Source organism: Microbulbifer aggregans (assembly GCF_001750105.1).
Taxonomy (GTDB): domain Bacteria; phylum Pseudomonadota; class Gammaproteobacteria; order Pseudomonadales; family Cellvibrionaceae; genus Microbulbifer; species Microbulbifer aggregans.
Window position 1 is genome coordinate 871,508 of sequence record NZ_CP014143.1, and the last position, 26,241, is coordinate 897,748.

General features: G+C 59.7%; 30 protein-coding genes and 1 riboswitch. Of the genes, 10 read left to right on the plus strand and 20 right to left on the minus strand.

Features of this window, described 5'->3' with window-relative positions; translation table 11 throughout:
* The first annotated feature begins 90 nt into the window (after window positions 1-90).
* Complete coding sequence (gene dtd, locus AUP74_RS03690) at window positions 91-528, plus strand: D-aminoacyl-tRNA deacylase (RefSeq protein ID WP_069946378.1); 438 nt, start codon at window positions 91-93, stop codon at window positions 526-528.
* On the opposite strand, the gene AUP74_RS03695 is transcribed toward dtd, so the two are convergent.
* Entirely contained in the window at window positions 435-1,604 is a 1,170-nt protein-coding gene (locus AUP74_RS03695; RefSeq protein WP_083260803.1) for an aminopeptidase, read from the minus strand. The genes dtd and AUP74_RS03695 overlap by 94 nt on opposite strands.
* Window positions 1,605-1,637: 33 nt before the next feature.
* Here AUP74_RS03695 and AUP74_RS03700 point away from each other — a divergent pair, with 33 nt between their 5' ends.
* The 3 genes from AUP74_RS03700 to AUP74_RS03710 all read left to right on the plus strand — a co-directional run bounded on the left by AUP74_RS03700 (window position 1,638) and on the right by AUP74_RS03710 (window position 2,602).
* Window positions 1,638-1,895, plus strand: a complete 258-nt coding sequence (locus AUP74_RS03700; protein ID WP_069946379.1) for a hypothetical protein — start codon at window positions 1,638-1,640, stop codon at window positions 1,893-1,895.
* 54 nt (window positions 1,896-1,949) lie between these two features.
* A complete protein-coding gene (locus tag AUP74_RS03705) occupies window positions 1,950-2,339 on the plus strand; it encodes an MliC family protein (RefSeq protein ID WP_069946380.1) in 390 nt (129 codons plus the stop codon).
* A 134-nt stretch (window positions 2,340-2,473) separates the two neighbouring features.
* A complete protein-coding gene (locus AUP74_RS03710) occupies window positions 2,474-2,602 on the plus strand; it encodes a DUF3149 domain-containing protein (RefSeq protein ID WP_069946381.1) in 129 nt (42 codons plus the stop codon).
* Between the two features lie 25 nt (window positions 2,603-2,627).
* Here AUP74_RS03710 and AUP74_RS03715 read toward each other — a convergent pair whose 3' ends face one another.
* From AUP74_RS03715 to ubiE, 9 genes are all read right to left on the minus strand, one after another.
* On the minus strand, window positions 2,628-3,392 hold the full coding sequence (locus AUP74_RS03715; RefSeq protein WP_069946382.1) for an esterase/lipase family protein: 765 nt from the start codon (window positions 3,390-3,392) through the stop codon (window positions 2,628-2,630).
* Window positions 3,385-4,128: a twin-arginine translocase subunit TatC gene (gene tatC, locus AUP74_RS03720; protein WP_069946383.1), complete on the minus strand. Its 744-nt coding sequence runs from the start codon at window positions 4,126-4,128 to the stop codon at window positions 3,385-3,387. The genes AUP74_RS03715 and tatC overlap by 8 nt, the downstream gene beginning before the upstream one ends.
* Window positions 4,125-4,637: a Sec-independent protein translocase protein TatB gene (gene tatB, locus AUP74_RS03725; protein ID WP_069946384.1), complete on the minus strand. Its 513-nt coding sequence runs from the start codon at window positions 4,635-4,637 to the stop codon at window positions 4,125-4,127. The genes tatC and tatB overlap by 4 nt, the downstream gene beginning before the upstream one ends.
* A 15-nt stretch (window positions 4,638-4,652) precedes the next feature.
* Entirely contained in the window at window positions 4,653-4,922 is a 270-nt protein-coding gene (gene tatA / locus AUP74_RS03730; RefSeq protein ID WP_069946385.1) for a Sec-independent protein translocase subunit TatA, read from the minus strand.
* 56 nt (window positions 4,923-4,978) lie between these two features.
* Window positions 4,979-5,329, minus strand: coding sequence for a phosphoribosyl-ATP diphosphatase (locus AUP74_RS03735; protein WP_069946386.1), 351 nt, complete (start codon window positions 5,327-5,329; stop codon window positions 4,979-4,981).
* The gene (gene hisI, locus AUP74_RS03740) at window positions 5,322-5,738 is read right to left on the minus strand and encodes a phosphoribosyl-AMP cyclohydrolase (protein ID WP_226999885.1); all 417 of its coding nucleotides are present in this window, start codon (window positions 5,736-5,738) and stop codon (window positions 5,322-5,324) included. The genes AUP74_RS03735 and hisI overlap by 8 nt, the downstream gene beginning before the upstream one ends.
* 51 nt (window positions 5,739-5,789) lie before the next feature.
* Entirely contained in the window at window positions 5,790-7,400 is a 1,611-nt protein-coding gene (ubiB, locus tag AUP74_RS03745) for a ubiquinone biosynthesis regulatory protein kinase UbiB (RefSeq protein WP_069946387.1), read from the minus strand.
* 1 nt (window position 7,401) lies between these two features.
* Complete coding sequence (locus tag AUP74_RS03750) at window positions 7,402-8,028, minus strand: ubiquinone biosynthesis accessory factor UbiJ (RefSeq protein ID WP_069946388.1); 627 nt, start codon at window positions 8,026-8,028, stop codon at window positions 7,402-7,404.
* Window positions 8,029-8,102: 74 nt separating this feature from the next.
* Window positions 8,103-8,852, minus strand: a complete 750-nt coding sequence (gene ubiE, locus AUP74_RS03755; RefSeq protein ID WP_069946389.1) for a bifunctional demethylmenaquinone methyltransferase/2-methoxy-6-polyprenyl-1,4-benzoquinol methylase UbiE — start codon at window positions 8,850-8,852, stop codon at window positions 8,103-8,105.
* A gap of 273 nt (window positions 8,853-9,125) precedes the next feature.
* Between ubiE and AUP74_RS03760 the strand changes: the two genes are divergently transcribed.
* The 5 genes from AUP74_RS03760 (at window position 9,126) to AUP74_RS03780 (ending at window position 15,024) form a co-directional block, all read left to right on the plus strand.
* Complete coding sequence (locus AUP74_RS03760) at window positions 9,126-11,978, plus strand: TonB-dependent receptor plug domain-containing protein (protein WP_069946390.1); 2,853 nt, start codon at window positions 9,126-9,128, stop codon at window positions 11,976-11,978.
* 215 nt (window positions 11,979-12,193) lie between these two features.
* Window positions 12,194-12,925 (plus strand): CHAD domain-containing protein, encoded by a 732-nt coding sequence (locus tag AUP74_RS03765; protein WP_158514535.1) that lies wholly within the window; start codon window positions 12,194-12,196, stop codon window positions 12,923-12,925.
* A gap of 112 nt (window positions 12,926-13,037) precedes the next feature.
* The gene (locus AUP74_RS03770) at window positions 13,038-13,499 is read left to right on the plus strand and encodes an NfeD family protein (protein ID WP_069946392.1); all 462 of its coding nucleotides are present in this window, start codon (window positions 13,038-13,040) and stop codon (window positions 13,497-13,499) included.
* Between the two features lie 86 nt (window positions 13,500-13,585).
* Window positions 13,586-14,431: an SPFH domain-containing protein gene (locus tag AUP74_RS03775; RefSeq protein ID WP_069946393.1), complete on the plus strand. Its 846-nt coding sequence runs from the start codon at window positions 13,586-13,588 to the stop codon at window positions 14,429-14,431.
* A gap of 152 nt (window positions 14,432-14,583) precedes the next feature.
* Complete coding sequence (locus tag AUP74_RS03780) at window positions 14,584-15,024, plus strand: hypothetical protein (protein ID WP_069946394.1); 441 nt, start codon at window positions 14,584-14,586, stop codon at window positions 15,022-15,024.
* Window positions 15,025-15,039: 15 nt separating this feature from the next.
* On the opposite strand, the gene AUP74_RS03785 is transcribed toward AUP74_RS03780, so the two are convergent.
* From AUP74_RS03785 to hslV, 9 genes are all read right to left on the minus strand, one after another.
* Entirely contained in the window at window positions 15,040-15,918 is an 879-nt protein-coding gene (locus tag AUP74_RS03785) for a choline kinase family protein (RefSeq protein WP_069946395.1), read from the minus strand.
* A gap of 19 nt (window positions 15,919-15,937) precedes the next feature.
* Window positions 15,938-16,579 carry a nicotinamide riboside transporter PnuC gene (pnuC, locus tag AUP74_RS03790; protein ID WP_069946396.1) on the minus strand — a complete coding sequence of 214 codons (642 nt, stop codon included), beginning with the start codon at window positions 16,577-16,579 and terminating at the stop codon, window positions 15,938-15,940.
* Window positions 16,572-16,835 (minus strand): YkoF family thiamine/hydroxymethylpyrimidine-binding protein, encoded by a 264-nt coding sequence (locus AUP74_RS03795; protein WP_069946397.1) that lies wholly within the window; start codon window positions 16,833-16,835, stop codon window positions 16,572-16,574. The genes pnuC and AUP74_RS03795 overlap by 8 nt, the downstream gene beginning before the upstream one ends.
* Before the next feature lie 83 nt (window positions 16,836-16,918).
* Window positions 16,919-19,069, minus strand: a complete 2,151-nt coding sequence (locus AUP74_RS03800; protein ID WP_069946398.1) for a TonB-dependent receptor — start codon at window positions 19,067-19,069, stop codon at window positions 16,919-16,921.
* 56 nt (window positions 19,070-19,125) lie between these two features.
* Window positions 19,126-19,241, minus strand: a riboswitch (TPP riboswitch).
* Between the two features lie 142 nt (window positions 19,242-19,383).
* Window positions 19,384-21,009, minus strand: a complete 1,626-nt coding sequence (locus tag AUP74_RS03805) for an alkaline phosphatase (RefSeq protein WP_069946399.1) — start codon at window positions 21,007-21,009, stop codon at window positions 19,384-19,386.
* A gap of 26 nt (window positions 21,010-21,035) precedes the next feature.
* Window positions 21,036-22,592: an alkaline phosphatase gene (locus AUP74_RS03810; protein ID WP_069946400.1), complete on the minus strand. Its 1,557-nt coding sequence runs from the start codon at window positions 22,590-22,592 to the stop codon at window positions 21,036-21,038.
* 143 nt (window positions 22,593-22,735) lie between these two features.
* Window positions 22,736-23,110 carry a gamma-butyrobetaine hydroxylase family protein gene (locus AUP74_RS03815; RefSeq protein WP_069946401.1) on the minus strand — a complete coding sequence of 125 codons (375 nt, stop codon included), beginning with the start codon at window positions 23,108-23,110 and terminating at the stop codon, window positions 22,736-22,738.
* The gene (hslU, locus tag AUP74_RS03820) at window positions 23,111-24,436 is read right to left on the minus strand and encodes an ATP-dependent protease ATPase subunit HslU (protein WP_069946402.1); all 1,326 of its coding nucleotides are present in this window, start codon (window positions 24,434-24,436) and stop codon (window positions 23,111-23,113) included. It lies immediately after the preceding gene.
* Between the two features lie 131 nt (window positions 24,437-24,567).
* Window positions 24,568-25,107, minus strand: coding sequence for an ATP-dependent protease subunit HslV (gene hslV / locus AUP74_RS03825; protein ID WP_067083778.1), 540 nt, complete (start codon window positions 25,105-25,107; stop codon window positions 24,568-24,570).
* A gap of 150 nt (window positions 25,108-25,257) precedes the next feature.
* On the opposite strand from hslV, the gene AUP74_RS03830 reads away from it, so the two are divergent.
* The gene (locus AUP74_RS03830) at window positions 25,258-25,500 is read left to right on the plus strand and encodes a DUF2798 domain-containing protein (RefSeq protein WP_069946403.1); all 243 of its coding nucleotides are present in this window, start codon (window positions 25,258-25,260) and stop codon (window positions 25,498-25,500) included.
* Between the two features lie 75 nt (window positions 25,501-25,575).
* Here AUP74_RS03830 and AUP74_RS03835 read toward each other — a convergent pair whose 3' ends face one another.
* Window positions 25,576-26,160, minus strand: a complete 585-nt coding sequence (locus tag AUP74_RS03835) for an SPOR domain-containing protein (protein WP_069946404.1) — start codon at window positions 26,158-26,160, stop codon at window positions 25,576-25,578.
* Between the last annotated feature and the right edge of the window lie 81 nt (window positions 26,161-26,241).

Consider the following 26,241-nt stretch of genomic DNA (forward strand, 5'->3'; position numbering starts at 1 on the left):
TCCCGGTTTTTTCTCGACAAACAGTTGGGTAATCTAGGGCATTTTTCAGGCCGGGGCCACAGCACGGTGAAGGTTGGAGGAGAGTCTGCGGTGAAAGGATTGATTCAGCGCGTCCGCCACGCGAGTGTGGACGTGGAGGGAGAAACAGTTGGCGCCATCGAACACGGTTTGCTGCTGCTACTGGGCGTAGAGGCCCGGGATGACCGCACCACAGCCGACAAGCTGTTGCAAAAAGTGTTGCACTACCGGGTGTTCGGCGACGACAGCGGCCGCATGAACCTCAACGTGCAGCAGGCCGGCGGCGGACTGCTTGTCGTCAGCCAGTTTACCCTGGTGGCAGACACTGCTCGCGGCCTGCGCCCGAGCTTCAGTAAGGGGGCCAGCCCGGCGCAGGCCGAGAGCCTGTATGACCATTTTGTCGAGCGCGCCCGCGCTCAATTGTCGCCGGTTGCCAGCGGTGTATTCGCCGCCGACATGCAGGTCTCGCTACTGAATGATGGGCCGGTGACTTTCCTGCTGGAATCCTGATAGGCCGCGGCCAGGGCATCGAGCCGCTGATTGCGCGCTTTTTTTCCTTTTTGCCCCAGTTGCTCTACGTTGCGGTAAAAGTCTTCCCAGCCATCACTTTCCTTGTAAAGCTGCTGAAAGGCCGGCACGCGCGACTGGTACTCGGAGACCAATGCCAGCGTGGCGTTGTTGGTCTTCTCGATATAGGCGCGGTAGCGATCCGGATAGGACCAGCCGGCGGATAGCTCGCGGTAGCAGTGACGCAGTTGCGCCAGCGTCTCGGCTTTTTGCCGGCGCTGGATCGCCCGGGACCGGTCACTGTCGTAAATCTCCTGCAAGCGCTGCCGGGTCGTCATCATCAACGCATTGACTGCTTTCGCCTCGGCGATGCGGTTGGCTGCCGGCCCATCGATCCCCTGCCGCCGGCGCCAGTCCGGTAGTGCCAGTTGGGCAACGGCGGTGGCAAAGCTCTCATTGAACTGGGTATCACCCGAGATATACACCCTGCGGTGGGCCAGCTCGTGGAACAGCAGCCCCGCAAGCCGTTCCGGTGGCCAGTGGACAAAGCTCGACATGATCGGGTCGTCAAACCAACCCAGAGTGCTGTAGGCCGGCACGGGCCCCAGATAGATATCGAAGCCCTCCTTGGCCAGTTCCTCTGCCTTGTCACGGGCCGAAGCCTTGCGGAAATAACCCCGATAACTGGCGCAGCCGGCGATGGGATAACACCAGCGTTTGGGCTTGAGGGAAAACTCCGGTGCCGCCAGCACGTTCCAGATCGGATAGTCGTCTTCCAGCTTGACGTAGGCGCCGTAGGCCCGTCCCACCGGCAGTTTCAGTTCGCCGGAGGCATAAGCCCGGATGGCCTGCACCAGAGTCAGCTGCTGTTGCAGCTTTTCGTCCGTTTCCGGAGCGGCGGCGATATCCTCGATGGGCTCCCGCGCGGCGAGGATCCGTACCTGGCCCGTCGCCGCCTGGGCATAGTACCCGGCGGTTTCGCAGCCATGCAGCACCGTGAATGCGAAGAGGAGGACGGCCAGGCGCCAACGCGTACCTCCGCTGGCCTGCTCCCTGCTGTTATACACTTGGTAATCCATTCTTTCTTCTGGTCAGTTTCGGGGAGGGCAACCATGGAACCGGCAGCCGCCGCCAACGGGATACCGCCTGTGGCCGCCGTGTTGACGGTCTTCGCGCTGGTGTTCGCTGCTATCGGCTGGCTGCGCCTGATCGTCGCCGGATTTCGGGAGGGCACGCTGTTTGGCCTCGCGGCGCTTTTTCTACCGCCAGTTGCCCTGATCGGCCTCGCGCCCCGGTGGCGTCAGCACCGTGAGATCTATTATCTGGCCCTCGGTGCGCTGGTTTTCATCAGCATAGCGGGAATTTTTTAGCTTTCTCGCGCTCAAAGCCGGGTAACTTTTGCAAGACGCTATTCTGGACTGTTCATGCTACGCCGTGTTTGCGCCGCCCTGATCCTTTCCCTACCGCTCCTCAGCGCCTGTGAGGGTGGGGGCCGCGAAATCGACACCGAGATACGGACCATCAACTACGAGTGCGCGGATGGAACGCGCCTGCAGGTCAAATATGGTAAGCCGGAATCCGGCCCTTCCATGGCCATGCTGACCTTCGACAACAAACTCGTCCCCATGCACCAGGAGCCGGCGGCATCCGGCGTACTGTTCGTTGCCGACAAGGGGCATCCAAATTACCGCTGGCACACCAAGGGCCACTCCGGGATGCTGTCCCTGCGGGCAAACGGTGAGCGGGAATTCGAAGTGGTACTACGTGACTGTGAGAGCGTACAGCATGGCTCTACTGGCGAGTCGCGCTCCTGATACCCACTCCCCGGGCCCGGTACCCGGCCTCAACAAATCAGCTGATTGAACACCATTTGATCCAGGTCAATCGGACTCCGGAGGGCAGCCCTACACTGGTCGCAAGTTAAGTGACCAATGTTGGAGTTAGCATCATGGCTGCCCTGATTGACCTCTTCACCAGCTTCTCTGGCCTGCTGAGTCTCGGCATTATCGGCTTTATCCTGCTGATGGCCGCCTACATCACCCGCATGGTGTTGCGCAAGATGGACGAGGGCGCCTGAGCCCTGTGCCAAGGTGAAAACCCTGTCAGAAACCGCAATCGAAAGCCTCGGCAGTTGCACCGGTAAAGTGCCCACGCTGCAGGAACAATAGCGCCTGCCGGATGGCCTCCGGGTCTGCCATGATCTCGCCGTGAGTCAGCGGCAGGGTCTTGAACCCGCACATGCCCTCAAGCCGGGCACTCTCGACCGTGATGCGACCGTCATCCTTCCCCCGCAGGATGGCGGATGCGATGGGATTGCGTGAGCGGCTGCCGGCGATGACGCCGAGTTCGAACGGCGCCGGCCCCAGTTGCAATGGCACGCTGGTAGGACCCGTACCCAACTGACGGCCGGAGGGTCCGTTGACGTCCTTGATCCAGGGGATGTGATCGAGCCAATCGCCGATGCGACTGCCATTGTTGGGCGGCCCCATCATGACTACCCGATGCACCCCTTCGCCAGGGCGATTCTCGTAGTAGTAACGGAGCAGAATACCGCCGAGAGAGTGGGTCACGAAGTTGATGGGTTGCGCATTGGCGGCGTGGCACTGTGCCAGGCCTGCGCCAACCGTGGGGCCGGCGAGTTCGGGGATGCCTGCCTGACGAGATGAGAACTCCACATTGACGGCCAGGAAGCCCGCCGCGGTGAGCCGCTCCGCCAGCGGCTGCATGCTATCCGCGTCCTTGGTCAGGCCGTGCAGCAGGATGACACAGGGGACTGGCTCGCCGGCCCGGACACCATGCTGACCGAGCAGCAATGCGACGACTGCGAGCAATATCGCCCAGCGGCACCCGACATGGGATTTACCCATCCGCCTCCTCTTCCGCGGGTTTCCGCTTGATCCAGCGACCGATCAGAATCCCCAGTTCAAACAGCAGCCACATGGGTATCGCCAGCAGCGACTGGGAAATCACATCCGGAGGTGTCAGCAACATCCCGATCAGGAAACAGCCCACAATCACGTAGGGGCGCTTCTTCGCCAGCGTCTGCGCATCCACGGCCCCGCTCCAGATCAGCAGCACTGTGGCGATTGGAATTTCAAAAGCAAACCCAAAGGCGAAAAAGAGCTTCAGCACCAGGTCCAGGTAACGACTGATATCAGGCAGCACCTTGATATCGGAATGGGCGGAACTGATGAAGAAATCAAACAGGATGGGGAACACCACGTAATAGGCGAACGCCATACCTGCGTAAAAGAGCACCACGCTGGAAACCAGAATCGGTACCGCCAGACGTTTCTCGTTCTGGTACAGACCGGGCGCTATAAAGGCCCAGGCCTGATAGAGGACGTAAGGGATGCCGATAAAAAACGCCAGGATGAAGGTGGTCTTGAAGGGCGTGAAGAAGGGCGAGGTCACCTCGGTGGCGATCATGCCCGCACCCTCCACCAGGCGGTCCTGCAGGGGATCGGCGACAAAGTCGTAAATCTGCGACGCAAACGGCACCATGCAGACGAAGATCACCACCACGACCAGCAGCGTCTTGAGCAGGCGGTCGCGCAATTCGATCAGGTGGTCAATAAAGGGCTGATTCTTCTGCTCGCTCATGCGGATTTGTCTTCGTCCTTGGGTGAGCGGGGCTCGTCTGTGAAGTGATCCGGATGGTGGGGATTGAATTCCGGATCACCGTGATCGTGCAAGTGCTCGGGGTACTCCGGGTCCTCCAGCTCCTCCTCATCCTCGGGAAGGTGATCCGAGCCTCCTATCCGCCTTTCGTCTTCAGGGAGGTAGTCCGATGCCTCGGCGCGAGAGGTTTCCGGCAGCTCGACGTCTTCTCGTTCGAGCGTGCCCTCGGCCAGCGGCTCCCGCACCGATGCCTCCAGCTCCCGGCGGCCCTCCTCCAGCTCACGAAGGATACGCTCGTTGTGCAGCTCGCGGCGGATGTCGTCGGCACCCACCTCGCGCTCAAGTTCCTCGCGAGCGTTGTGCAGCGTGCGTTTGAGCCCGGACCACCAGCGTGCCGTGGTGCGTATCGCATCCGGCAGCCGCTCCGGGCCCACCACCAGCAGGCCGACAACTGCTACCAGTAACAGCTCAAAAAAACCGATATCAAACACGCGTGCGCTCTCGGCTTATTTGTCGTGGGACTGTTTGTCTTTGTGCTGCTCGGACTCTGATTTCGGCTTCTCCGCCTCTTCATGTTCCAGGCGCTTGGTTTCCTTGGGCTTGTCCTCGCCCTCGGCGTCCTCGGACTTGCCCTCGTCCTTCATGGCTTTCTTGAAGCCCTTGATCGCACCGCCCAGGTCACCGCCGAGATTTTTCAGACGCTTGGTGCCGAAAAGCAGCAGCACGATGACCAGAATGATGAGCAGCTGCCAGATACTGATGCCGCCAAAACCCATAACTTACTCCTTCAAGATCCAGTTATTCCGGTGCCCCAGGGCGCCGTTCGCTATTGTTATTGCCCTTGCTCCTGCGTGGCAGAGCGCGAGGCCTTTTCCTCCAGGCCCGAGAGGCCGAAACGGTGCCCCAGTTCGCGCAATACGTCCTGTGAATCGGCCCCCAGGTGAGAAAGCATCACCAGGGAGTGAAACCAGAGGTCGGCGGTCTCGGCGATCATCGCCTGCCGGTCACCGCCGCGCTCGGCATCCTTTGCGGCGAGAATCACCTCCGTAGCTTCCTCACCAACTTTTTCCAAAATCTTGTTCAGCCCCTTGCGATGCAGGCTGGCCACGTAAGAGGCCTCGGCATCGCCAGCGCTTTTGCGGCTCTCGAGCACCGCATCCAGTTCACGCAGTACGTCACTCATAAATGTCGTCCGGGTTTTTGATGACCGGCTGGTTGACCAGCCACCGCTCACCGTCCAGTACGCGGTAAAAGCAGCTGGTGCGGCCGGTGTGGCAGGCGATACCGCCGCGCTGTTCCACTACCAGCAATACCGTATCACCGTCACAGTCGAGGCGGATCTCGCGGATCTGCTGCTCGTGTCCGGACGACTCGCCCTTGCGCCACAGTTTGCCCCGGGAACGGGACCAGTAGACAGCCCGGCCCTCGGCGGCGGTCAGCTGCAGGGACTCCCGGTTCATCCACGCCATCATCAGCACGCGGCCTGTCCTGGCGTCCTGCGCGATGGCCGGCACCAGTCCATCCTCATTCCAGCGCACGGCGTCGATCAAGCTGTCTTCCGTCGAAACCTCGGTCACTGCTTTGCCTGTCACTTATCTCTTGATTGTAGGTCGCTCATGCCAGCTGGCGCAGGGCCCGATGTTTCAGGGCCAGAGCACCAGTACCAATGCGGCCACCGCCATGGCGATTCCCGCTGGCGGCAGGGCGGCCAGCCACTGGGGCGCAGCCACCGCTGCGGCCCCCACGGCCAACAGCACCGCGGCCGCGCGGCGCAGATAGCGACTGCGACCGCGCCGGTTGGTGGACTCCAGCGCACTGCCGATAGCCTGCAACTGGGGTGCCATTTCCCGCGACTGGTCCAGCGCCGAGTACACCATCTGCGGCAGCTGGGGAAACTTCTCCAGCCACTCGGGCCCGTAACGCTTGATCTCGCCCAAAATCGTCCGCGGGTGGATGCGGTCGCGCATCCAGCGCTCCAAAAATGGATGGGCAGTCTTCCACAGATCCAGTTCCGGATAAAGCTGGCGTCCCAGCCCCTCGATATTGAGCAGGGTCTTCTGCAGCAGCACCAGCTGCGGCTGCACCGCCATATCGAACCGGCGCGCGGTCTGGAACAGGCTGATCAGCACCCGGGCGAAGGAGATCTCTCCCAGCGGCTTTTCGAAGATCGGTTCGCAAACGGCACGGATCGCCGCCTCGAAGGTATTGATGGGCGTGTCGGCACGCACCCAGCCACTCTGCACATGCAGTTCCGCCACCATACGGTAGTCACGGCGGAACATGGCCAGCAGATTGCGGGCCAGATAGTACTGGTCCTCGCGTGACAGGCTACCGACGATGGCGGTGTCGATGGCGATGTACTTCGGTCGCTCCGGGTGCTGGCGCGAGACGAAGATATTGCCCGGGTGCATGTCGGCATGGAAGAAATTGTGCTCGAACACCTGCTTGAAGAAGATCTCCACGCCGCGCTCAGCCAGGAGCTGCATATTGGTGTTCTGTGCCCGCAGCTGCTCCAGATCCGTGACCGGGATACCGTCGATGCGCTCCATCACCATTACGGTCTCGCGGGTGTAGTCCCAGTGCACTTCGGGCACATAGAGCAGCGGCGAGCCGGAGAAATTGCGTTTGAGCTCGGTGGCATTGGCCGCCTCACGCACCAGGTCCAGCTCGCCCTCAATGGTGTGACGGTAGTCCTCCACCACCTCCACCGGCCGCAAGCGGCGGCCATCGGGGACATAACGGCGAATCCAGCGGGCGATCACCGCCAGCAGGCGCAGATCCTGCTGGATGACCTTGTCGATACCCGGACGCAGGACTTTGACCACGACCGATTCGCCATCGGGCAGCACCGCGCCGTGCACCTGCGCCACCGAGGCGGAGGCCAGCGGCGTGCGGTCGAACTGGGCAAAAAGCGTGTCGATCGGGGCCTCTAGCGCTGCCTCGATGCGGGCAGTGCACTGGTCCGAAGGGAAGGGCGCCACGTTGTCCTGCAGATGGTTCAGCTCTTCCACCACATCCGGAGGCAACAGATCCGGGCGTGTCGAGAGCAGCTGGCCGAACTTGACGAAAATCGGGCCCAGCTCCTCCAGGGCCCGGCGCAGCCGCGCGCCGCGGCTCAGTTTCGGCTGTGGCAGCAGGCGCAGCGGCGACCACAGCAGTCGTATCCACAGCGGCCGCTCCGCGCTCGGCAACAGGGTGTCGAGGCGGTAGCGCAGGAAAACGCGGGCGATGGTGAGGCTGCGACCTGCCGGCATACTACGGCGCCTCCCGCGGGGAGAGCTTCTGCTTCAGGATATTCAGCCGCGCCTCCAGCCGATCCGTCGCCAATGCCAGCTCGGCCAGGTCATCGGCAAATGACTCGAACTGGGCGCGCGGTGGTGTCAATTGCCACTCCTCGCTGATCGCTTCGGCGGCAGCGCGAGGGGCGTCACCCAGGCTCTGTCGCAACCAGGCGTCGGCGGAGCGCAGGACATTGCCGATGGAATGGGCCGGCACGTCACCGACCAGGCGCGACAGTGGCGCCTCCCAATCGATATCCAGATCTTGCAGTATCTGCTGCAATTGCTGCAGCAGGGCACTGGAACCGGTAATGGCAACACCCAGTTTGGCCGGCGTGGCGCTGTCGTCTTTCAACAGCCGGAGCAGGGCAATTGGCGAGCCGGTCAGACGGGTGTCCACCTGCCCCTCCCAGTGCTGGCGCAGGCGCACCTCGTCCCCTTCCACACACAGAATCAACTGCATGCGCGGAGCGGTCAGGTCCAACGCCAGGGCGCGGCCATCGAGAGTTTTCAGACGAGCGCGGGTCGCGGGATCACAGCTCAGTGCAGCGTTGATGGCGCTCTCCAGCGCGGCGTCGAAGCCAGAGCGGAATGTGGGGTCCAAGGCAGATTTCCTTCTATCCAGACCGGTTGGACGGAACAGCGCACGGGCTTCGGCGCTGCCAGGCTAGGCTCAAGTCAGGGTTTGATGCCGCGGTGCAGGGCCACGATGCCACCGGTCATATTGTGGTATTCGCAGTCCACAAAGCCGGCATCCGCCATCATCTGCTTCAGGGTTTCCTGGTCCGGGTGCATGCGGATGCTCTCTGCCAGGTAGCGGTAGCTGTCGGCGTCGTCGGCCACCAGCTTGCCCATAAACGGCAGCAGGCGGAAGGAATACTGGTCGTAGACCTTTTCCAGCAGCTTCGACTGCGGCCTGGAGAACTCCAGCACCAGCAGGCGACCGCCGGGCTTCAGCACCCGCAGCATCGAGCGCAGGGCCAGGTCCTTGTCGGTGACATTGCGCAGACCGAAGGCGATGGTGATGCAGTCAAAGGTATTATCCGGGAACGGCAGGTACTGGGCGTCAGCCTGTACCGGCTCCACATTGCCCGCGATGCCCCGATCCATCAGACGGTCGCGGCCCACTCGCAGCATGGATTCGTTGATATCCGCCAGCACCACCTGCCCCTCCGGGCCGACGATGCGTGAGAAGCGCGCGGTCAGATCACCGGTGCCACCGGCGATATCCAGGATCGTCTGGCCTGGGCGCGCGCCGGAGAGCTCGATGGTGAAGCGCTTCCACAGGCGGTGGACGCCACCGGACATCAGGTCGTTCATCACGTCGTAGCGCGCCGCCACCGAGTGAAATACCTCGGCCACACGTCCGGCCTTCTCCTCCACCGGAACTTCCTGGTAGCCGAAATGGGTCGTCTTGCGGTCGGTCATAAATGCGCCTGCTGAGCCTGATTCAGGGGGCATTGTACATGGCAGACAGGGCAAGCACGAAGCGCTTCTCTGGCCCACCAGGGCACTCCCCTGCAAAGTGCCCTGGCTCATACCCAGCACACCAATCCATTTCGGTTCAACAATAAAGACGACGATTTTTTGAGAAAAGTCAAAAAAAATTTGAGGGCTTATTGTTGAAAGCCGTCAAACAGGTATGACCGGCTAGACCAGTCTGACTAATAACAAATGATTTGACCTGGAGGGGTTCAAGAAATGAAAGGAAATCTACTATCCATGGCGATCCGCGGCGCTATCCTCGCCGCTGTCGGCGTAACGCCGGCATTCGCCCAGGAAAGTTCTTCTGACGATAGCCAGAAAGTATCGGACGGGACAATCGAACAGATCACCGTAACCGGTTCACGGATCACGCGTCCGAACGCAGTGAGCCCGACCCCGGTAACCTCACTCACATCCGAAGACATCAATCTCGGTGGTGACGTAAACCTGGGTGACGTACTGAACGACCTGCCCGCCCTGCGCTCCACCTTCTCCGGCAACAACTCCGGCCGCTTTATCGGTACCGTCGGCCTCAACCTGCTGGACCTGCGTGGCATGGGCACGTCCCGCACCCTGGTGCTGCAGGATGGCCGTCGCCACATCGCCTCCTCCATCGGCACCTCCGCGGTGGACGTGAACACCATCCCGGAAGACCTGCTGGAGCGCGTTGACGTGATCACCGGCGGTGCTTCCGCCATTTATGGCGCGGACGCGGTTACCGGCGTGGTCAACTTCGTCATGAAGGATGACTTCGAGGGCGTCAAGATCAGTGCCTACGGCAGTGACACCGACAACGGTGGTGCAGAAACCACCGAAATGAGCATTACCTTCGGTCAAAACTTCTTCGACGGTCGCGCCAACATTGCCGGTAGCATCCAAACCTCCAGCCGTGACGATGTCTACGGTTACGACCGCGAGTGGATCACCAAGGGCTATGGCACCCTGCGCAACCCTGAAAACACTGGTCCGGAAGACGGCATTCCCGATCGTATCGTTGTCGAGAACTACACCCTGCCAGTATTGAGTGAAGCCGGCTTCGCCTACACTCCCCTGGGCCTGATTACCTTTGACGAGGACGGCACTGCCCGCCCGGTAGAATACGGCAGCATCTGTGACTCTTCCGGTCGCTGCAGCGGCGGTGACGGCTATCGCTGGATCGGCCAGTACCAGATGTATCCGCGCACCGAGAACACCAACGTGTTCGTCAAAGGTCGTTACGATCTGACCGATTCCATGCAGCTGTTCGCGGAAGCCAAGTATGTGAACAACGAAGCAGAGAGCTTCGGTCAGGCCAGCTTCAGTTACGATGGCTACTCCTCCACCAACCCGTTCCTGGACGACAGCCTCTCCCAGGCTCTGGTTGACGCCGGCATCGGTGGCTTCGGCATGTATCGCATGCACTCCGATCTCGGCTACCGCGGCAACCTGGCCGACCGGGAAACCCAGCGCTACGTTCTCGGCGTCAAGGGCGATATCGACGGCAACTGGAACTACGAGACCAGCCTCGTCTGGGGTGAGTATGACGGCAATGTCCGCTACCTGAACAACCGCCACAATGCCCGTTTCGCTGAGGCCATCAACGCCGTCGAGATCGATGGAGAAATCGTCTGTGCCGATGCGGAGGCCCGCGCCAATGGCTGTCAGCCCCTGGATCTGTTCGGTGAAGGCCGTGCCTCCCAGGAAGCGATCGACTACGTCATGCTGCAGAACACCGGTTCTTACGAGAACATGACACAGATGGTTGCCTCCGGCTTTGTCAGCGGTGATCTGATCAACCTGCCTGCAGGCCCCCTGTCTGTGGCCGGTGGTTTCGAATACCGCGAAGAGACCAGCAGCGTCGATTACGATCAGATCATCAAGGATGGGGCGACGTTCATGAACGCGCTGGCTCCGACTGATGGTGAGTACGATGTCAGCGAAGTCTATGTGGAAGCCTCCGCACCACTGCTGGGCGGCCTGCCGGGCGTCCAGAGCCTGACGTTCGACACTGCCTACCGCGCTTCTGACTACTCCACCATCGGCAGCACCGGTGCCTGGAAAGCCGGTCTCGACTGGACTGTCTACGACGACCTGCGCTTCCGCGCTACCGCCTCCGAGGCCGTTCGTGCACCGAATATCGACGAACTGTTCGCGCCCCTGGGCCAGAACTTCTTCAACGTCGATGACCCCTGTGACGCAGACGAGATCCCGTACGCTCCGGACCCCGCCCTGCGCGCGGCCAACTGTGCGGCCCTCGGTCTCGCGGCTGATTACCAGTCGCCGTGGAACGAAGGCCCGACCCTGCCGGGCTTCAGTGGCGGTAACGAGAACCTGCAGGAAGAGACAGCTACCACCTTCACCTACGGCCTGGTCTTCACCCCCGGCTTTGCCGAGGGCCTGACTCTGACCGTGGACTACTGGGATATCGAGATTGAAGATGCGATTTCCTACTACGGTGGCCAGACCATCCTCGACAAGTGTGTGGACGGTTCCTCCATCAACAACGCCTTCTGTGGCAACATCGAGCGTGACGCGAACGGCGACCTGGTCTCCCTGACCAGCTCCGCGCTGAATGCCTCAGCCCTGACGGCACGCGGTATCGACTATGAGGTACGCTATCAGTTTGCGCTGGCTGACGTATTCAACTCTGATGACCTGGGCAGCCTGACCCTGAGCCTGCTGGGTACGCACCTGCTGGAGCGCAACGACTACTCCTTCCAGGACGACCCCTCAGACGTCGATCAAATCGATGGCGAGCTGGGTGACCCAACTGATACCTTCATCAGCAACGTCACTTACCGCTACGGCAACCTGTCCGTCAACTGGCGCCACCAGTACATCGACAGCATGGCGCTGTTCAGCATTGGTGATGCCCGTCCGGAGAGCGCTGCACCGCCCTATACCGGCAAAGTGGGTTACAACAGCCTGCAGAGCCGCTACCTGTTCCAGGACAGCATCGAGGTCTTCGGCGGTGTCAACAACATCGAGGACAAAGCTCCCCCGGCCTACCTGACTGGTACCGGTGGTGGTTCCGGTATGTATGACACCCTGGGACGCACTTTCTACCTGGGTGCTAACTACACCTTCTAAGAAGCAGAGACTTCGCAAGGTAAGGGCGGAAACGCCCTCATTGAGCCGCATCTTCGGATGCGGCTTTTTTATTGCCTTTTCTTAGCCCGGCTTCACGAAGCTAAACTGTTGGCCGTCCAGACTGAAAGCTCCCGGGTATGCGCTACTCATTCAAACCAAACAAACCGCTTCCAGAGAATCTACGCAGGGTTGCCCAGAGCCAGGTCTCGCTGGCCATGGCTGAACTGGAAGAATTGCCTGACGAAGAAGCCGTGCACCAGGTACGCAAGCGCTGCAAGAAAATGCGCGCGCTGCTACGGTTGATCCGCTATGAGGCTGAGGGTCTCTATCGCTATGAAAATGCCCAGTTTCGCAACCTCGCCAACACTCTGTCCGGCAGCCGCGATGCTGTCTCCCTGAGAGATTCACTGCTGAAGCTCGCTCCTGGCGACTATCCACAGATTGAAGCATTCCTCAGCCACCGTGCAGAGCACCAGAGGGATGAACAGGCCATGGCAGATGCCGCGCAGCAACTGGATCAGGCAGCTCAGCGGCTTGAGGGTTGGCCACTGCAGCCGCTACGCTGGATACACACCCGCAAAGGCTACGAGAAAGGGTATCGCCGCGCCCGCAAGGCTATGAATAAGGCTCTAGCCGAGGAAAGCCCCGAAAGCTTTCACGAGTTCCGCAAACGAGTAAAAGACCACTGGTACCACAGCCGACTGATGGCAAAGCGATATGAGAAGCGTATCGGTCCTCGGCAGAAGCCACTCAACAAGCTGGCCAAGGCACTGGGAGACTGGCGCGACCTCCACCTGCTATGCACCTTCCTGGCACCAATGAGTGACCGATTCCCCGGTGAATTAATTCCCCTGCTCGATAGCGCCACCAAGCGTAGCGACGAATTGCATCGGCAAATTGAACAACAAGCCGACGCATTATTCCGCCCGAAGCAGTTTGCCTGGTAACTGTGCGGAGCCAGTGATAATGCACCCACCTGAATAAACCGCGGATAGCCGACCGTAACCCAGCGCTTTTTGGCATAATGCCTCCTTAGAAAACAAATAGGGAACCATTGCCATGCTGGACTGGCTCAACCTTCATATCGCCTATTGGCACTGGCTGGTACTGGGCCTGCTGCTGGTGACCGCCGAGATCTTTGTCTCCGGCTTCGTCCTGTTCTGGTTCGGCCTCGCCGCCCTGCTCATGGGCATCCTGACACTGGCCGTGGACCTGCCCTTTACCCTGCAACTGATCCTGTGGGCCTTCGCCTCCATCGCCTTTGTGGTGATCTGGGTCAAAAGTATCAAACCGCGCTGGAAAGACCGCACCACCGCCGGCATGGCCTACGAGGCACTGGTGGGGCAGGTGGGCCTGGTACTGGAATCGAACGCCGGGAAGAGTCGCGGCCGACTGAAATTCCCCGCGCCGATTTTGGGCGAAGACGAATGGATCTTTATCTGCACGGAAGAGGTCGCCATTGGCGATCGCGTGCGCGTCACCGATATTTCCGGCAATGCACTGATGGTAGCACCACACTGAAGCGGCACCGTCATTACCGATAACAACATCAACTTAATCACCCAGATCAACAGGATCGATTCAATACCCGGGGAGGGAAACAGGAAGTGGAAGGTTTATATGTAGTACTGGCGCTGGTGGCGCTTGTGGTGATCACCATCGCCAAGGGGGTACGCATCGTACCGCAGGGCTCCAAGCATATCGTGCAGCGGCTGGGGAAATACCATAAAACCCTGACCCCGGGTATGAACGTGGTGATTCCCTATGTGGATCAGGTGCCCTACAAGGTAACCACCAAGGATATCGTGCTGGATATCCCCTCCCAGGAAGTCATCACCCAGGACAACGCCACCATCATTGCCAACGCCGTGGCTTACATCAATATCGTCTCACCGGAGAAGGCGGTGTACGGCGTTGAGGATTACGAGATCGCTATCCAGAACCTGGTCCAGACCGCGCTGCGTTCGATCATCGGTGAGATGTCACTGGACTCGGCACTGTCCTCCCGCGACCTGATCAAGGCCAAGCTGAAGGAAGGCATCTCCGACGATATTGCCGACTGGGGCATCAACCTGAAAACTGTCGAGATTCAGGACATCAACCCCTCTCAGACCATGCAGGCCGCCATGGAAGAGCAGGCCGCCGCCGAACGCCAGCGCCGTGCCACCGTCACCCGGGCCGAGGGTGAGAAGCAGGCCGCCATCCTCGAGGCCGACGGCCGCCTGGAAGCCTCCAAGCGCGATGCCAAAGCCCAGGTGGTCCTTGCCGACGCCAGCCGCGAGGCCATCGAGCGCGTTTCCTCCGCCATCGGTGAGCAGGAAATGCCAGTGATGTACCTGCTTGGCGAGCGCTATATCTCTGCACTGTCAGAGCTGTCGCAGTCCGACAATGCCAAGAATGTGATTCTGCCCGCGGATCTGCCGCAAGCGGTGAAGGGATTGCTCAACCGATAGCTGAGGAGGACCGGGGAGATTTATTCCCGGTCCTATCCTTGACAGGGAAAACTCATAGCGCGTCGTTTTTAATTACAGCTCGCTCGCCTAACTATTAGCTTCACTCAACCACCGCCTTGAAACCCGCTACCGGATCCTATGGAAATACATCCATGAAGCATGCAGTTACATTTATTATTGGTATTTTATTCAGCGTGGTCGCGATTCAGGTTGTGGGTTTTGGGGCTGCCATCACTGTACCGAACTGGCTGAGCTCACTGACAGACGGCGACGCCTCAATGACACTGCTTTGTTTGCACCTTATCTACATTGCGCTGCCTTTATTTGTCGTTGCCGCAGTCTTTGGTGCCAGCGCCTCTCGGGCCTTGAAAACCCGCTCGACGGCAATGCTTACTGTTCTTTCGCTGCCGTATCTGTCTACAGTGCTCTACGGTGAGATCGCAGGACCGAGCACTATTTTTGGTCCACTGTGGTTTCTATCCGCCATTGTTTTCCTGTCAGCTATCGGGGGGCTGGTCCTAGGAGGATGGCATTTTGGCATAAGTAGTAGCTCCGGCAATAACTTCCCATCAGCCAGAGATAAGTCGAGCTAGACATCGGGCAAAAATCTACCGGCGAACACCTGCACTCAATGTGGATAGCTGCACGGCTCGATTGACAATTTTCCGCTGGAGACCAGGACTTCTAGTCGATTCGGTAGAAAACTGCACGGCGTACCACAGCACAGATAGATATCCATAGATGACTCGCCAATGCTCCAGGCGCTGCCAGTCTGTGAGCACCAAGGGGCGCTGCAGGTATTCTTCCAATAAGCGCTCCTGTTGCCGCTCTACCAGCCCGTATTCTTCAGTGATCACCGCCAGTTCATAGAAGGAGTCACCCATGGCGGCATACTCCCAATCAATAGCGTACAGCTGGCCTGTACTGGCCAAGATCAGATTGCCCGCTGACAGATCGTTGTGGCACAGAGATTCACCTTCACCCAATGCCCTCGCTTTTCGAAGATGCTGCTCTATCGCGTGATCCAATGAATGTAAAACGGAATAGAATTCCGCCCTGGAGTCGATTGACTGCCAATATTTTTCTATCTTTTCTTCAACAACCAATCGAGCGTTGATAGCCGGCAATCTATGTATCCCGCGCAACAACGCGGCCAGGCTTTTCAGGGAGCCGCAACCCTCATTTCGCCAGTTTGTTCCTTCGATATAACGCGTAACGAGATACTCGCACTGGGTGTCACAGTGAATCACAGGTGCACACAATCCGGCTTCATCCGCGAGCCGCAGCGTGTTCGCTTCGGCCCGGCGGTTCAGGTCCAGCGCATCACTGATCCCTGAGTTTCTCCGCAATACCAACTGGTCTACCGGAGTAGCAATCAAGTAGCTTTGATTGGTCAACCCGCCCGCGAGCTTCTTGATGACAGAGGGCTTCGTGTCGCTCCAGCAATGCCAGTCATCGGGAATAATGTCGTGCGGGGTACTACTCATGCCATTGCAATCCCGACTATCAAGCAGTTGCAGCTTGCTTGGATGGATTCTGTTGTTCGCGCTGATAGATCGCCAGCCATTGAAAGAATCCAATGACGACTAGCACCACATAGGCCAGGAACAGCAGCGCCGTGAGATAAAGTCCCCGATCCATGTATAGATAGATCGAGACACCATCGATCACAAACCAGTAGATCCAGTTCTCCAGCACCTTGCGGGTCACCATAAACGTGGTGATGACAGCACCCCAGGTGGTGAATGAGTCCAAATAGGGCAGGGCGGCGCTGGTGCTGGTTTCCAGCACATATCCAAAGAGCAGCGTTAAAGCAGCCACGACGCTGATAACCACAAGATGAGTGCGCAGTGGCCAACAGTGGATATGCAGGTCTCTGCGCTTATCCCGGTGATGTCGCCACTGCCACCAGCCATAGACGGCCATTATGAGATAAAAAATCTGCAGCGCAGACTCCATCAACAGACTGACATCCCAAAAAAGGAAGGTGTAAATCGCGGTGCTGGCAAACGCCGCATACCAGCAGCTGATCTTCTCCCGCATGGCCAACAGCAGGTAGGCCAGAGCGAGGATCACAGCGGTAATTTCCCACAAAGACATCGCCATAAAAGAGGCAGCGAGGATACTGCCAATATCCTGATCAACCATCACCGACTTCCGGGGCTAGATTGCCTTCAATAAATTTGCACACAAAAATCGCGCGACCATATTTTTCATAGGAAGTACGCATTTCCCGCTTTAGCACCTCCATCACCAGTTCGTAGTCACCGAATACCTGGGTGCTCATGGTATTGGTAATTACCTGCAAATCCTGGTGGCGGTTCAGGCGGTCGATAAAGGCCTGGATGCTGGGAATGTACTCGTCTTTTAGCGGATACATACTGATTTCAACAGAGAGCTTCATGGTCAATGATCCCCAACAGCTATCTCTCAACTCCGGGCGGATGAAGCCGCCCGGAGTCTCTGGAGAGTTCGGCAAATGTTCGATTAGAAGGTGTATGAACCAGAAATTCCTGCCACGCGCGGTTCGCCAAACTGATAGTAGGGCTCCGGCGCATAGAAATTAGCGGGGTTGTTACCAAACTGGTTACTGAAGTAGAAACCCCGCGTGTAGTAATCCTCGTCCGTCAGGTTCCTCCCCCAAAGGGAAGCTTCCCAGTTACTGACACGGTATGTCAGTCGGGCATTCAGCAGTTCGTAGGCCGTGGATTTTTCATCGTGGCTGTTGGAGAAATAAAAGGTGCCTTTGCCTTCCACCTCCATTCTCAGGATCAGACTGGGCGTGAATGAATATTCGGCGCCGGTAAAGAACTGATAGTTCGGCGCATGGGCCACGTCACGGCCATCCAGGTCCACCGGTGCCAGGGCGATACCATTGGCATCGTCCCTTGCATCCACATGAGAGGTGCTTTCAAAGCCCTCGAATTCCGCATTCAACCAACCCGCCGAGGCGAACAGGCGCAGGGTGTCACTGGCGAGATAATTCAGCTCGACTTCCAGGCCCGTGGTTTTACCTCCGGCAGCATTGGCGAGGAAGTCATCGAAGGAGAAGTCACTGGGATCGAATATGGACTGCTTGGCCTGCACATCGCTGCGGTCCTGATAAAACGCGGCCAGCTGGCCCTGCAGGCGGTTTTCCAGCCACGCGCCTTTGATACCCAGTTCGTAATTGAGCAGGTGCTCGGTATCGAACTCGAACACCTCACTGCTGATATCGGGGTTGGTGGCGGAAGCAGAGATGATGCGACCGTTGACGCCACCGGCCTTGTAACCACGGGACACCGTGCCGTAAATCAGCGTGTTTTCCCAATAGGCGTATTCGAGGGTTATATCGCCGCCCCAGAGGCTCTCATCATTTCCAGAAGCGACCGAGAGAGAATCCGCGTAATCGGCATTGCGCTGTTCCAGACGCAGTCCGGTAATCAGGGCCAGCGAATCGGTGAGGACGGTTCTCAGCTGTCCGTAGAGGGCGGCATTTTCGGTATCGTACTGGCTGGCAAAGTTTTCGTTGCGCTCAAGATCCTCACTCTCATTGCGGACATAAACTCCGGCCACCCAGCTGCTACGCCCGTTAAACAGCTTCGAGGCTTCCGTCGAGAGCAATCGCAGGTCGGCGCTCACATTGGCTTTGTCGCGCAGGTAATTGTCAGTGGAACTGTACTCCCAGGGGTGGAAACCCACATAAGTCCAGTCTTCATCGTAGCCATACTCGGTATCGGAGTCGGCCATGCTGAGGGTGGATTCGAGTGTAAACAGGGAGTGGCCGGACCACTTGGCGAGAACCGAACCCGCCAGCGTCTCCTGACGATCCCAGCCCGGTTGGTCGGAGAGCGTAGTGCGGGTATTTGTCAGCGAAAAGGCGTCGTAACCATTATCGACATCGATATGCAGTGCGGTGAAATCCAGCTGCAGATCGTCGCTGGCCTGGTAACGCAGCTTACCGCGCATCACCGACTCATCGATACCGTTGGTATCCTCGCGATTCAGGTGGATGTTGTCGATGTAACCATCGGACTGCTGACTGCGTGCGGCGAGGCGGTAGCTCAGTCGATCGGTCAGGGCACCACTGCCCACGGCCGACAGGGTGCGACCATCGTATTCCGCAACTTCCGCGGAAACTTTTGCCATCGGCTCGGTCGTGGGAGCCCGACTCGTCATGTTGATCAGGCCAGCCAGAGCATTGGCCCCATAGACGGTACCCTGCGGCCCGCGCAGGATTTCCACCTGCGCCATATCGAGGGTGCTGGCGGCCAGCCCGAGACCGGTAAAGTCGATACCGTCGATGATCAGGCCGACAGAGGGATTGACCGGATCGATAAACTGGCTGCGTTCACCAATACCGCGAATCTGCACAAAGCGGCCGCGGGAGGCGCCGGCAGAAAAGTTGACGTTGGGGGCCAGGTTCAGCAACTGCTCCAGATTGGTGGCACCGCGCGCAGCGATGGTAGCGCCATCCACGACACTGACACTGGTTGGCAGGTCCAATTGTCGCGTATCCCGGAGTTGACCGGTGACAATGACCTCTTCCAGGCCGTTTTCGGTGGATTCGGTTTCAGCCGATGCATGCACAGCTGACAGGCATCCCGCCGCTATCAGGATGGAGCTGGCAAGTGGCTTAAAGGGGTAAGGGATATTCATGGTTCTCTCTCAAATACACAAAAGTGAAAGAGACCCGGAATGCGACGTGGGGAGGGTTTTTACTACTGACCTATTCCTACGCCGGTATTAACCGGATCAGGTTCAAGGGTTCGCTCGCCGGACTTTCGGATCCGGGTTGCATCTCAGGCCGAAGCCACCCCTTAGGTTTTGCGGGCGAGATCATAACAGAGTTTGTCCGCAGGCGTCATCGATGCGGATCATTCGGATCCCGGAAACAAAAAGCCCCGGCAGCGTCACCACTGCCGGGGCTCGATCAAGGCTGGATTGCACCAGGGCCTCGTCTGGCGACCAGGTCAGTCCGCCAGCAGCCCTCCTGAACGGGCCATGACATGGAAGATATAACTCTGCTCGTTGGTGCCGCTCAGCAGGTGTGCGCCCGGACCGCGCGCCCAGATTCCCACATCCTCACCGGCGTGGGTCTCGGACTCCAGCGGTACCAGCGCTTCCTGGTGGAACCCGGGGGCGGTGGTGTCCACGGCCGTCAGGTCCTGCCGCCCTGCATCGACCGGCAGCCCGTAGCGGACGTCGGCATCCGTCTCACTGCCGAGATCGGCAAAGCCGCGACCGTTGGCGTAGCTCAGGGTGGTGAAGGGCAGGCCGTCTTCAGCGGTGGCTGGCGCTGACTCCGGTTCGCCGTGGCTGTCATTGCCCACCACCTTGCCAAGGATCGGATTGCCGCGGGTGGGATAGCCGGCGATGGTCAGCACGTGGCTGTGGTCCGCGGTGACAATGATCAGGGTGTCCTCGGCGCTGGTCGCGTCCATGGCCACCTGAATCGCCTCGGCAAACTCCACCGCATCGTTCAGGGCGTTATAGGCGCTACCGGCATGGTGACCGTGATCGATACGACCGGACTCCACCATCAGGAAATAGCCGTCCTCATCCTTTTCCAGTAACTCCACCGCCTTACCGGTCATCTGCGACAGTGAGGGCTCTCCGGCAATATCGTTGCCACGATCGGCCTCGTAGCGCATGTGTGAGGATTCAAACAGCCCCAGCAGTTTGTCAGTGGCGGCCACATCGATACCGTCGAAGCCGGCCTGATCTTCGACATAGACGGCGTTGGTCACGCCATCGCCATAGCGCTGCTGCCATTCTTGCACCAGGTTGCGGCCATCCTGGCGGCGACCCGTCTTGCCTTCCAGGTCAGTGACCGATTCAGGCAGGAAGTGGCGGCGGCCGCCACCCATTGCCACATCGATACCATCACCGGCTGCGAGCGCAACCATCTGTGCGGCAATATCGACACAGCCACCGGCCTTGGCGTCATTAGAGAGACCGTCATCGGATTCCCAGCCCCGTTCCGGCACCTTGGCATAGGTCGCCGCCGGCGTTGCATGGGTGAGTCGCGCGGTGCTGACCACACCGGTGCTCTTGCCCAGGGACTCGGCCAGCTCCAGCGCCGTGACCAGCGGACGCTGCTGGCTCGCTGCACAGTCGCCCCGGGGAACATCCTCGGCCACGTTCAGCACTCCGGCCTTGGTTTTTACTCCGGCCATCATGGCGGTAGCGGTGCCGGCGGAATCCGGTGTCTGCTGGTTGGTGTTGTATGTCTTGATCAGGCCGGCGAAAGGCATTTTTTCGAAGCTGAGCTGGTACTCCTCACCGCTCATTCCCTGCTGCTGACCGGCCAGGATGCGTGCGGCGGTCACGGTGGATATCCCCATGCCGTCACCCACGAACAGAATGATATTTTTTGCCGCACCGGGAGTGTTGTTGATGACCTGCTCGCGGGCGGCCTCGACCGTTGCCCGGCCGTCGCTGAACCAGGGGCTCTCCAGCTGCTGCGCAGGCAGCGACAGTGCCGTCGGCTGTGGCTCCGGCAGAGTCACCGGAGGCGGATTGCTTCTGTCTTCGCTACAGGCAGAGACCAGCAGGGCCGCGGCCAGGCTAGTGGGGATAAACTTATTAAATTGCATTTTTTTCTCCTCAAATCTCGGCACAGTTATTCCCCATCGACCGACAGGCCGGTGGCGCCGACCATCAGGTGGAAAATGGCATTCTGTTCCAGGGTGCCCTGTACCAGCGGGGCACCGGCACCTGTGGCGTGCAGGCTGATATCCTCTCCGGCGTGGCTTTCCGATCCCAACGGGATCAGCGCTTCCTGATGGAAGCCCGGGGCAGCGGTGTCCACACTGGTCAGGTCCTTGCGTCCGGTGTCTGCCGGCAGGGCGTAACGGGCATCCGCATCGGTCTCCCCACCCAGATCGGCAAAGCCCAGACCATTGCCGTAGCTCAGGGTGGTATAGGGGCGGTCGTCCTCTGCCAAGTCCTCGGTAGCCAGCGCTGTACCGCTGCCGTCATTGGTGACGACCTTGCCCAGAATGGGGTTACCGCGAGTGGGGTAGCCGGCGATGGTGAATACATGGCTGTGATCTGCCGTGACCAGCACCAGCGTCTCTTCCAGATCCACCGACTCGACCGCACGCTCCACCGCTGCGGCGAACGCAATCGCATCGTGCAGGGCGTTGTAGGCATTACCGGCATGGTGGCTGTGGTCGATGCGACCCGACTCCACCATCAGGAAGTAACCGTCTTCGTTTTTCTGCAGCAGCTCGATGGCTGCACCGGTCATGTCCGCAATGGAAGGCTCATCCGCACCGGTGGCGCGCCGATCCGCATCGTAGCTCATGTGCGAACTGGTAAACAGGCCGAGCAGCTTGTCTGTTGCATTGAGATCCACTGCGGCCAGTTCCGTACCACTCTCGATGTACGCAGCCTGCTGTTCTCCTTCATAGCGCTGCTGCCACTCGGCCGGCAGGTTGCGACCATCAGCGCGGCGACCACCGGATTCTGCCGGCAGGAAGTGTCGGCGTCCGCCGCCCAGTATCACGTCGACTCCATCACCGAGTTCCATCTCCACCAGTTGTGCGGCGATATCGCGACAGCCATTTTCAGCGGCACCCGCAGGCAGGGCATCGTCCGATTCCCAGTTGCGCTCCGGTACCCGGGCATAGGTAGCCGCCGGAGTGGCGTGCGTAATGCGGGCAGTACTGACAATACCCGTTGCCCGCCCTCGATCTTCCATCAGTTCGAGAAAGGTATTGAGCTCATTGCCAGCCACTGAGGCGCAGTCACCGCGCACCGCATCGCTGTCGATATTAATAATGCCAGCGTCGGTTTTTACTCCGGTCATCATCGCCGTCATGGTGCCGGCTGAGTCGGGTGTCTGCTGATTGGTGTTGTAGGTTTTAATCAGCGCAGAGTAAGGGAACCGCTCAAAAGAAAGATAATTTTCCTCTCCCGGCTCGCCACGCAATTGTCCCTCGAGAATGCGAGCGGCAGTCAGAGTGGAAATGCCCATGCCATCGCCAACAAAGAGAATCACATTCTTGGCCGACGACATGGCGCGCCCACTTTCAGCGCGTGCCTGGGTTTGCGCTACCCCATCCTCGAACCAGGCACTGGTACGCTGATATTCGGGTAGCTCGGCGGCGGCGATCGAGAGGCTGATCGGCGTGAGCGCCAGCGCGGAAAGCGCGGCGAAGGTGTTTTTGATCATTTCGGGTCTCCGTGAAATCTTCGACCCGCATTAGAGAGTGGCAGTGTTACGAGGGAGTTAAGTATGTGTGAAATTCTGTCGTTCGTTTAGCAAAATTATTTTTACTAGCTTTCGCCGCGAAGACATGGAATTGCAGCAAAAAATCAGCCAACAAATTTCACTGCGCTTTCATCCGGATCCCGCCCCCTGCCGGCCCGCTCAAGACGCTGCAGGTAGGACTGCCAGAGTTCCTCGCGCTGTTCACACAGCTCACGTAGATAACCCCAGGTGTAAATCCCGGTATCGTGGCCGTCGTCAAAGGCAATCTTCAACGCATAGCGGCCAGCGGCCTCGACCGTATCAATACCGACGTTAAGCTTGCCATGCACCAACTCGCCCTCCCCGGTGCCGTGACCTCGCACTTCGGCACTGGGGGAGTAGACGCGAAGGAGTTCCGCCGGCAGGGTGTACTCCCCGTCGAGGTACACCAGCTGCAGGCTTTTTTCTTCGCGGTTCAGACGAACCTTTTTCGGCTGCATTTACAGGATAAACCGGGAAAGGTCTTCATTCTGGCTCAGCTCACCCAGGTGGCTGTCCACGTAACCCGCGTCGATGGTCACCGTCTTGTGTTCGCCATCGCCGGCGGAGAAGGAGATTTCCTCCAGCAGCCGCTCCAGTACCGTATGCAGGCGGCGCGCGCCGATATTCTCGGTGCGCTCGTTGACCTCGAACGCCACCTCGGCGATACGGCGAATACCATCCTCAGCGAATTCCAGCTGCAGCCCCTCCGTCATCAACAGGGCTTTTTGCTGTTCGGTCAGGGAAGCGGACGGCTCGGTGAGGATACGCTGGAAATCCGCTGACGTGAGCGAATCCAGCTCCACCCGGATCGGCAGGCGTCCCTGCAATTCCGGAATCAAATCCGACGGCTTGGACAGGTGGAAGGCACCCGAGGCGATGAACAGGATATGGTCGGTCTTGATCATGCCGTGCTTGGTGGTCACGGTAGAGCCCTCGATCAGCGGCAGCAAGTCACGCTGCACACCCTCGCGGGAGACATCGGCGCCGCCGGTGTCCTGACGCTTGGCTACCTTGTCGATCTCGTCGATAAAGACAATACCGTTTTGCTCGGCGGCATGAATCGCACGGCTCTTGATCTCCTCGTCATTGACCAGCTTGCCAGCCTCCTCATCGGTGAGCTGCTTCATGGCCTGCTTGACGGTGAGCTTGCGCTTACGGGTCTTGCCCTGGGACATATTGGAGAACATGCCCTGGAGCTGGTTGGTCATCTCTTCCATGCCGGGAGGTGCCATGATCTCCACCCCCATCGGCGACACGGCCATATCGATTTCGATTTCCTTCTCGTTCAGCTCACCCTCGCGCAGCTTCTTGCGGAACAGCTGACGGGTTCCGGAGTCACGCTCGGTGGGGTCGGTGCTGCGCGCCGGTGGCAGCAGTGCATCGAGCACCCGCTCCTCGGCCGCGTCCATGGCCCGCTGCTGCACACCGGCCATTGCCCGCTCGCGCTCCAGCTTGATCGCTGTTTCCACCAGGTCACGGACGATGGATTCCACGTCCCGGCCCACGTAGCCCACCTCGGTGAATTTGGTCGCTTCCACCTTGACGAAAGGCGCACCGGCCAGCTTGGCCAGGCGACGAGCGATCTCGGTCTTACCGACACCGGTGGGGCCGATCATGAGGATATTTTTCGGGGTGATTTCCCCGCGCAGTTCCTCATTCACCTGCATCCGGCGCCAGCGATTGCGCAGGGCAATGGCCACCGCGCGCTTGGCCTCTTTCTGGCCGACAATATGGCGATCGAGCTCGTGGACGATTTCTCTGGGGGTCATCTGGGATTCGGACATGGAATTCTCTCTACTTGGTAGCCCTCGCAGGCCATGGAAGGCCCGCGCGCAAATCCTTGATTTGCTGGAGCCGGGACGGACATGCGCCGACCCGGCGCCTTCTGTTGCATGCAGGAAGCATTCAACAGAACTTAAAAGCTCAGCTCTTCGATGGTGTGGTTCTGGTTGGTATAGACGCAGATATCGCCGGCGATCTTCAGGCCCTGCTCGACAATGGTGCGCGCATCCAGGTCGGTATTTTCCAACAGCGCCCGGGCGGCGGACTGGGCAAAGGGGCCGCCGGAACCGATCGCGATCAGGTCATTTTCCGGCTGGATCACGTCGCCGTTACCGGTGACGATCAGGCTGGCGGTCTCATCCGCCACAGCCAGCAGCGCTTCCAGACGACGCAGGGCGCGGTCGGTGCGCCAGTCCTTGGCCAGCTCTACCGCTGCGCGGGTCAGCTGGCCGCCGTGGGCCTCCAGCTTGGCCTCGAAACGCTCGAACAGGGTAAAGGCGTCGGCAGTGCCTCCGGCGAAGCCGGCGATCACGCGGTCTTTGTAAAGGCGACGCACCTTGCGGGCATTGCCCTTCATGACGGTATTGCCCATCGAGACCTGGCCGTCGCCGCCGATGACGACCTTGCCATTGCGCCGGCAGGAAAGGATGGTGGTTCCGCGAAACTGTTCCACTGTGGGCCCCTTGTCGGTTACTCCTGCGGCTGCAGGGGATCGGTTCAGAACCATGTAAGTGTGGTCGACCGCATCGCTTTTCAACTCGAAGCGCGCAAACCCCTATAATGCGCGCCCTGAGAATTGACCGATTCACCGCCGGAGCCGTGCATGGCCAAGTTGTCCCCACGCTTTTACACCCTGGTCTTCGCCCTGATCATGTCCTGCCTGATGTCGCTGCTGATGTCCGGGGTGATCACCGCCATCAATACCGGATTCGATCCCGGCTTCCTGCTGCGCTGGCTGCGCGCCTGGGTCGTGGCGTGGGTCGTGGCGTTCCCGCTGGTTTCCTTTATTGCGCCGCTGGCCCACCGGCTCACACGACGCATAGTGGAACCGGCGGCATCGTCCTGACCGCGGATCTGCAGCCCTGACGAAAACGCCCCGCAATGCGGGGCGTCGGCATAGGGTCGGGTCAGGTGGCAGATATCAGCGGCTGGTGGGTCGCTTTAGTACCAGCGGCATCAGCTGGTGCTCCGCGAGGATCTCACGCGCCTTGGCCACTCGCGAGCGGCTCTGATAGGGACCCACCAGAACCCGATGCCAGGTACCGCGGCTGTCGGTGGCGGTCTCGACGCTGACATCCAGGTTGGCGAGGGTCAGCTGTGCACGCAGACGCTCTGCCTCGGCGGCATCGCGAAAAGAGGCCGCCTGGAGGATATAGACCAGCGCCGGCTCCACCGGCACCGGTGTCGGCGCAGTGGATTCTGTCGGCTCAGAATCCCCGGGCTCAGTACGGCGACGCACTGGCTGGGCGGTCTTGGGTGGAGGCACCGCCACCTCGTTCTCCTGCAGCAGGGTATAGAAATCGAAGCGCGGCTTGGATTCCTGCTCGGCCGGCTGACTCTGCACCGCGCGCGGTTTCTCTTGTGTCACCGCCGGAGCATCCCCCTGCAGGCCATTCAGGAACAGGATAAACACCGCGAAGCCACCGGTGAAATTCCCCAGCACAAACCATACCCAGGCGGGCTTGCTTCCATTATTGCTGTGGCGGCTGGCATTGCGGCGACTCATAGACGTGACTTCTCTGTCTGCGGGATCGTTATCGGTATGGTTGTTCTCTGGCGGCAAATTGTAACGCGATTCAGTCCGGGA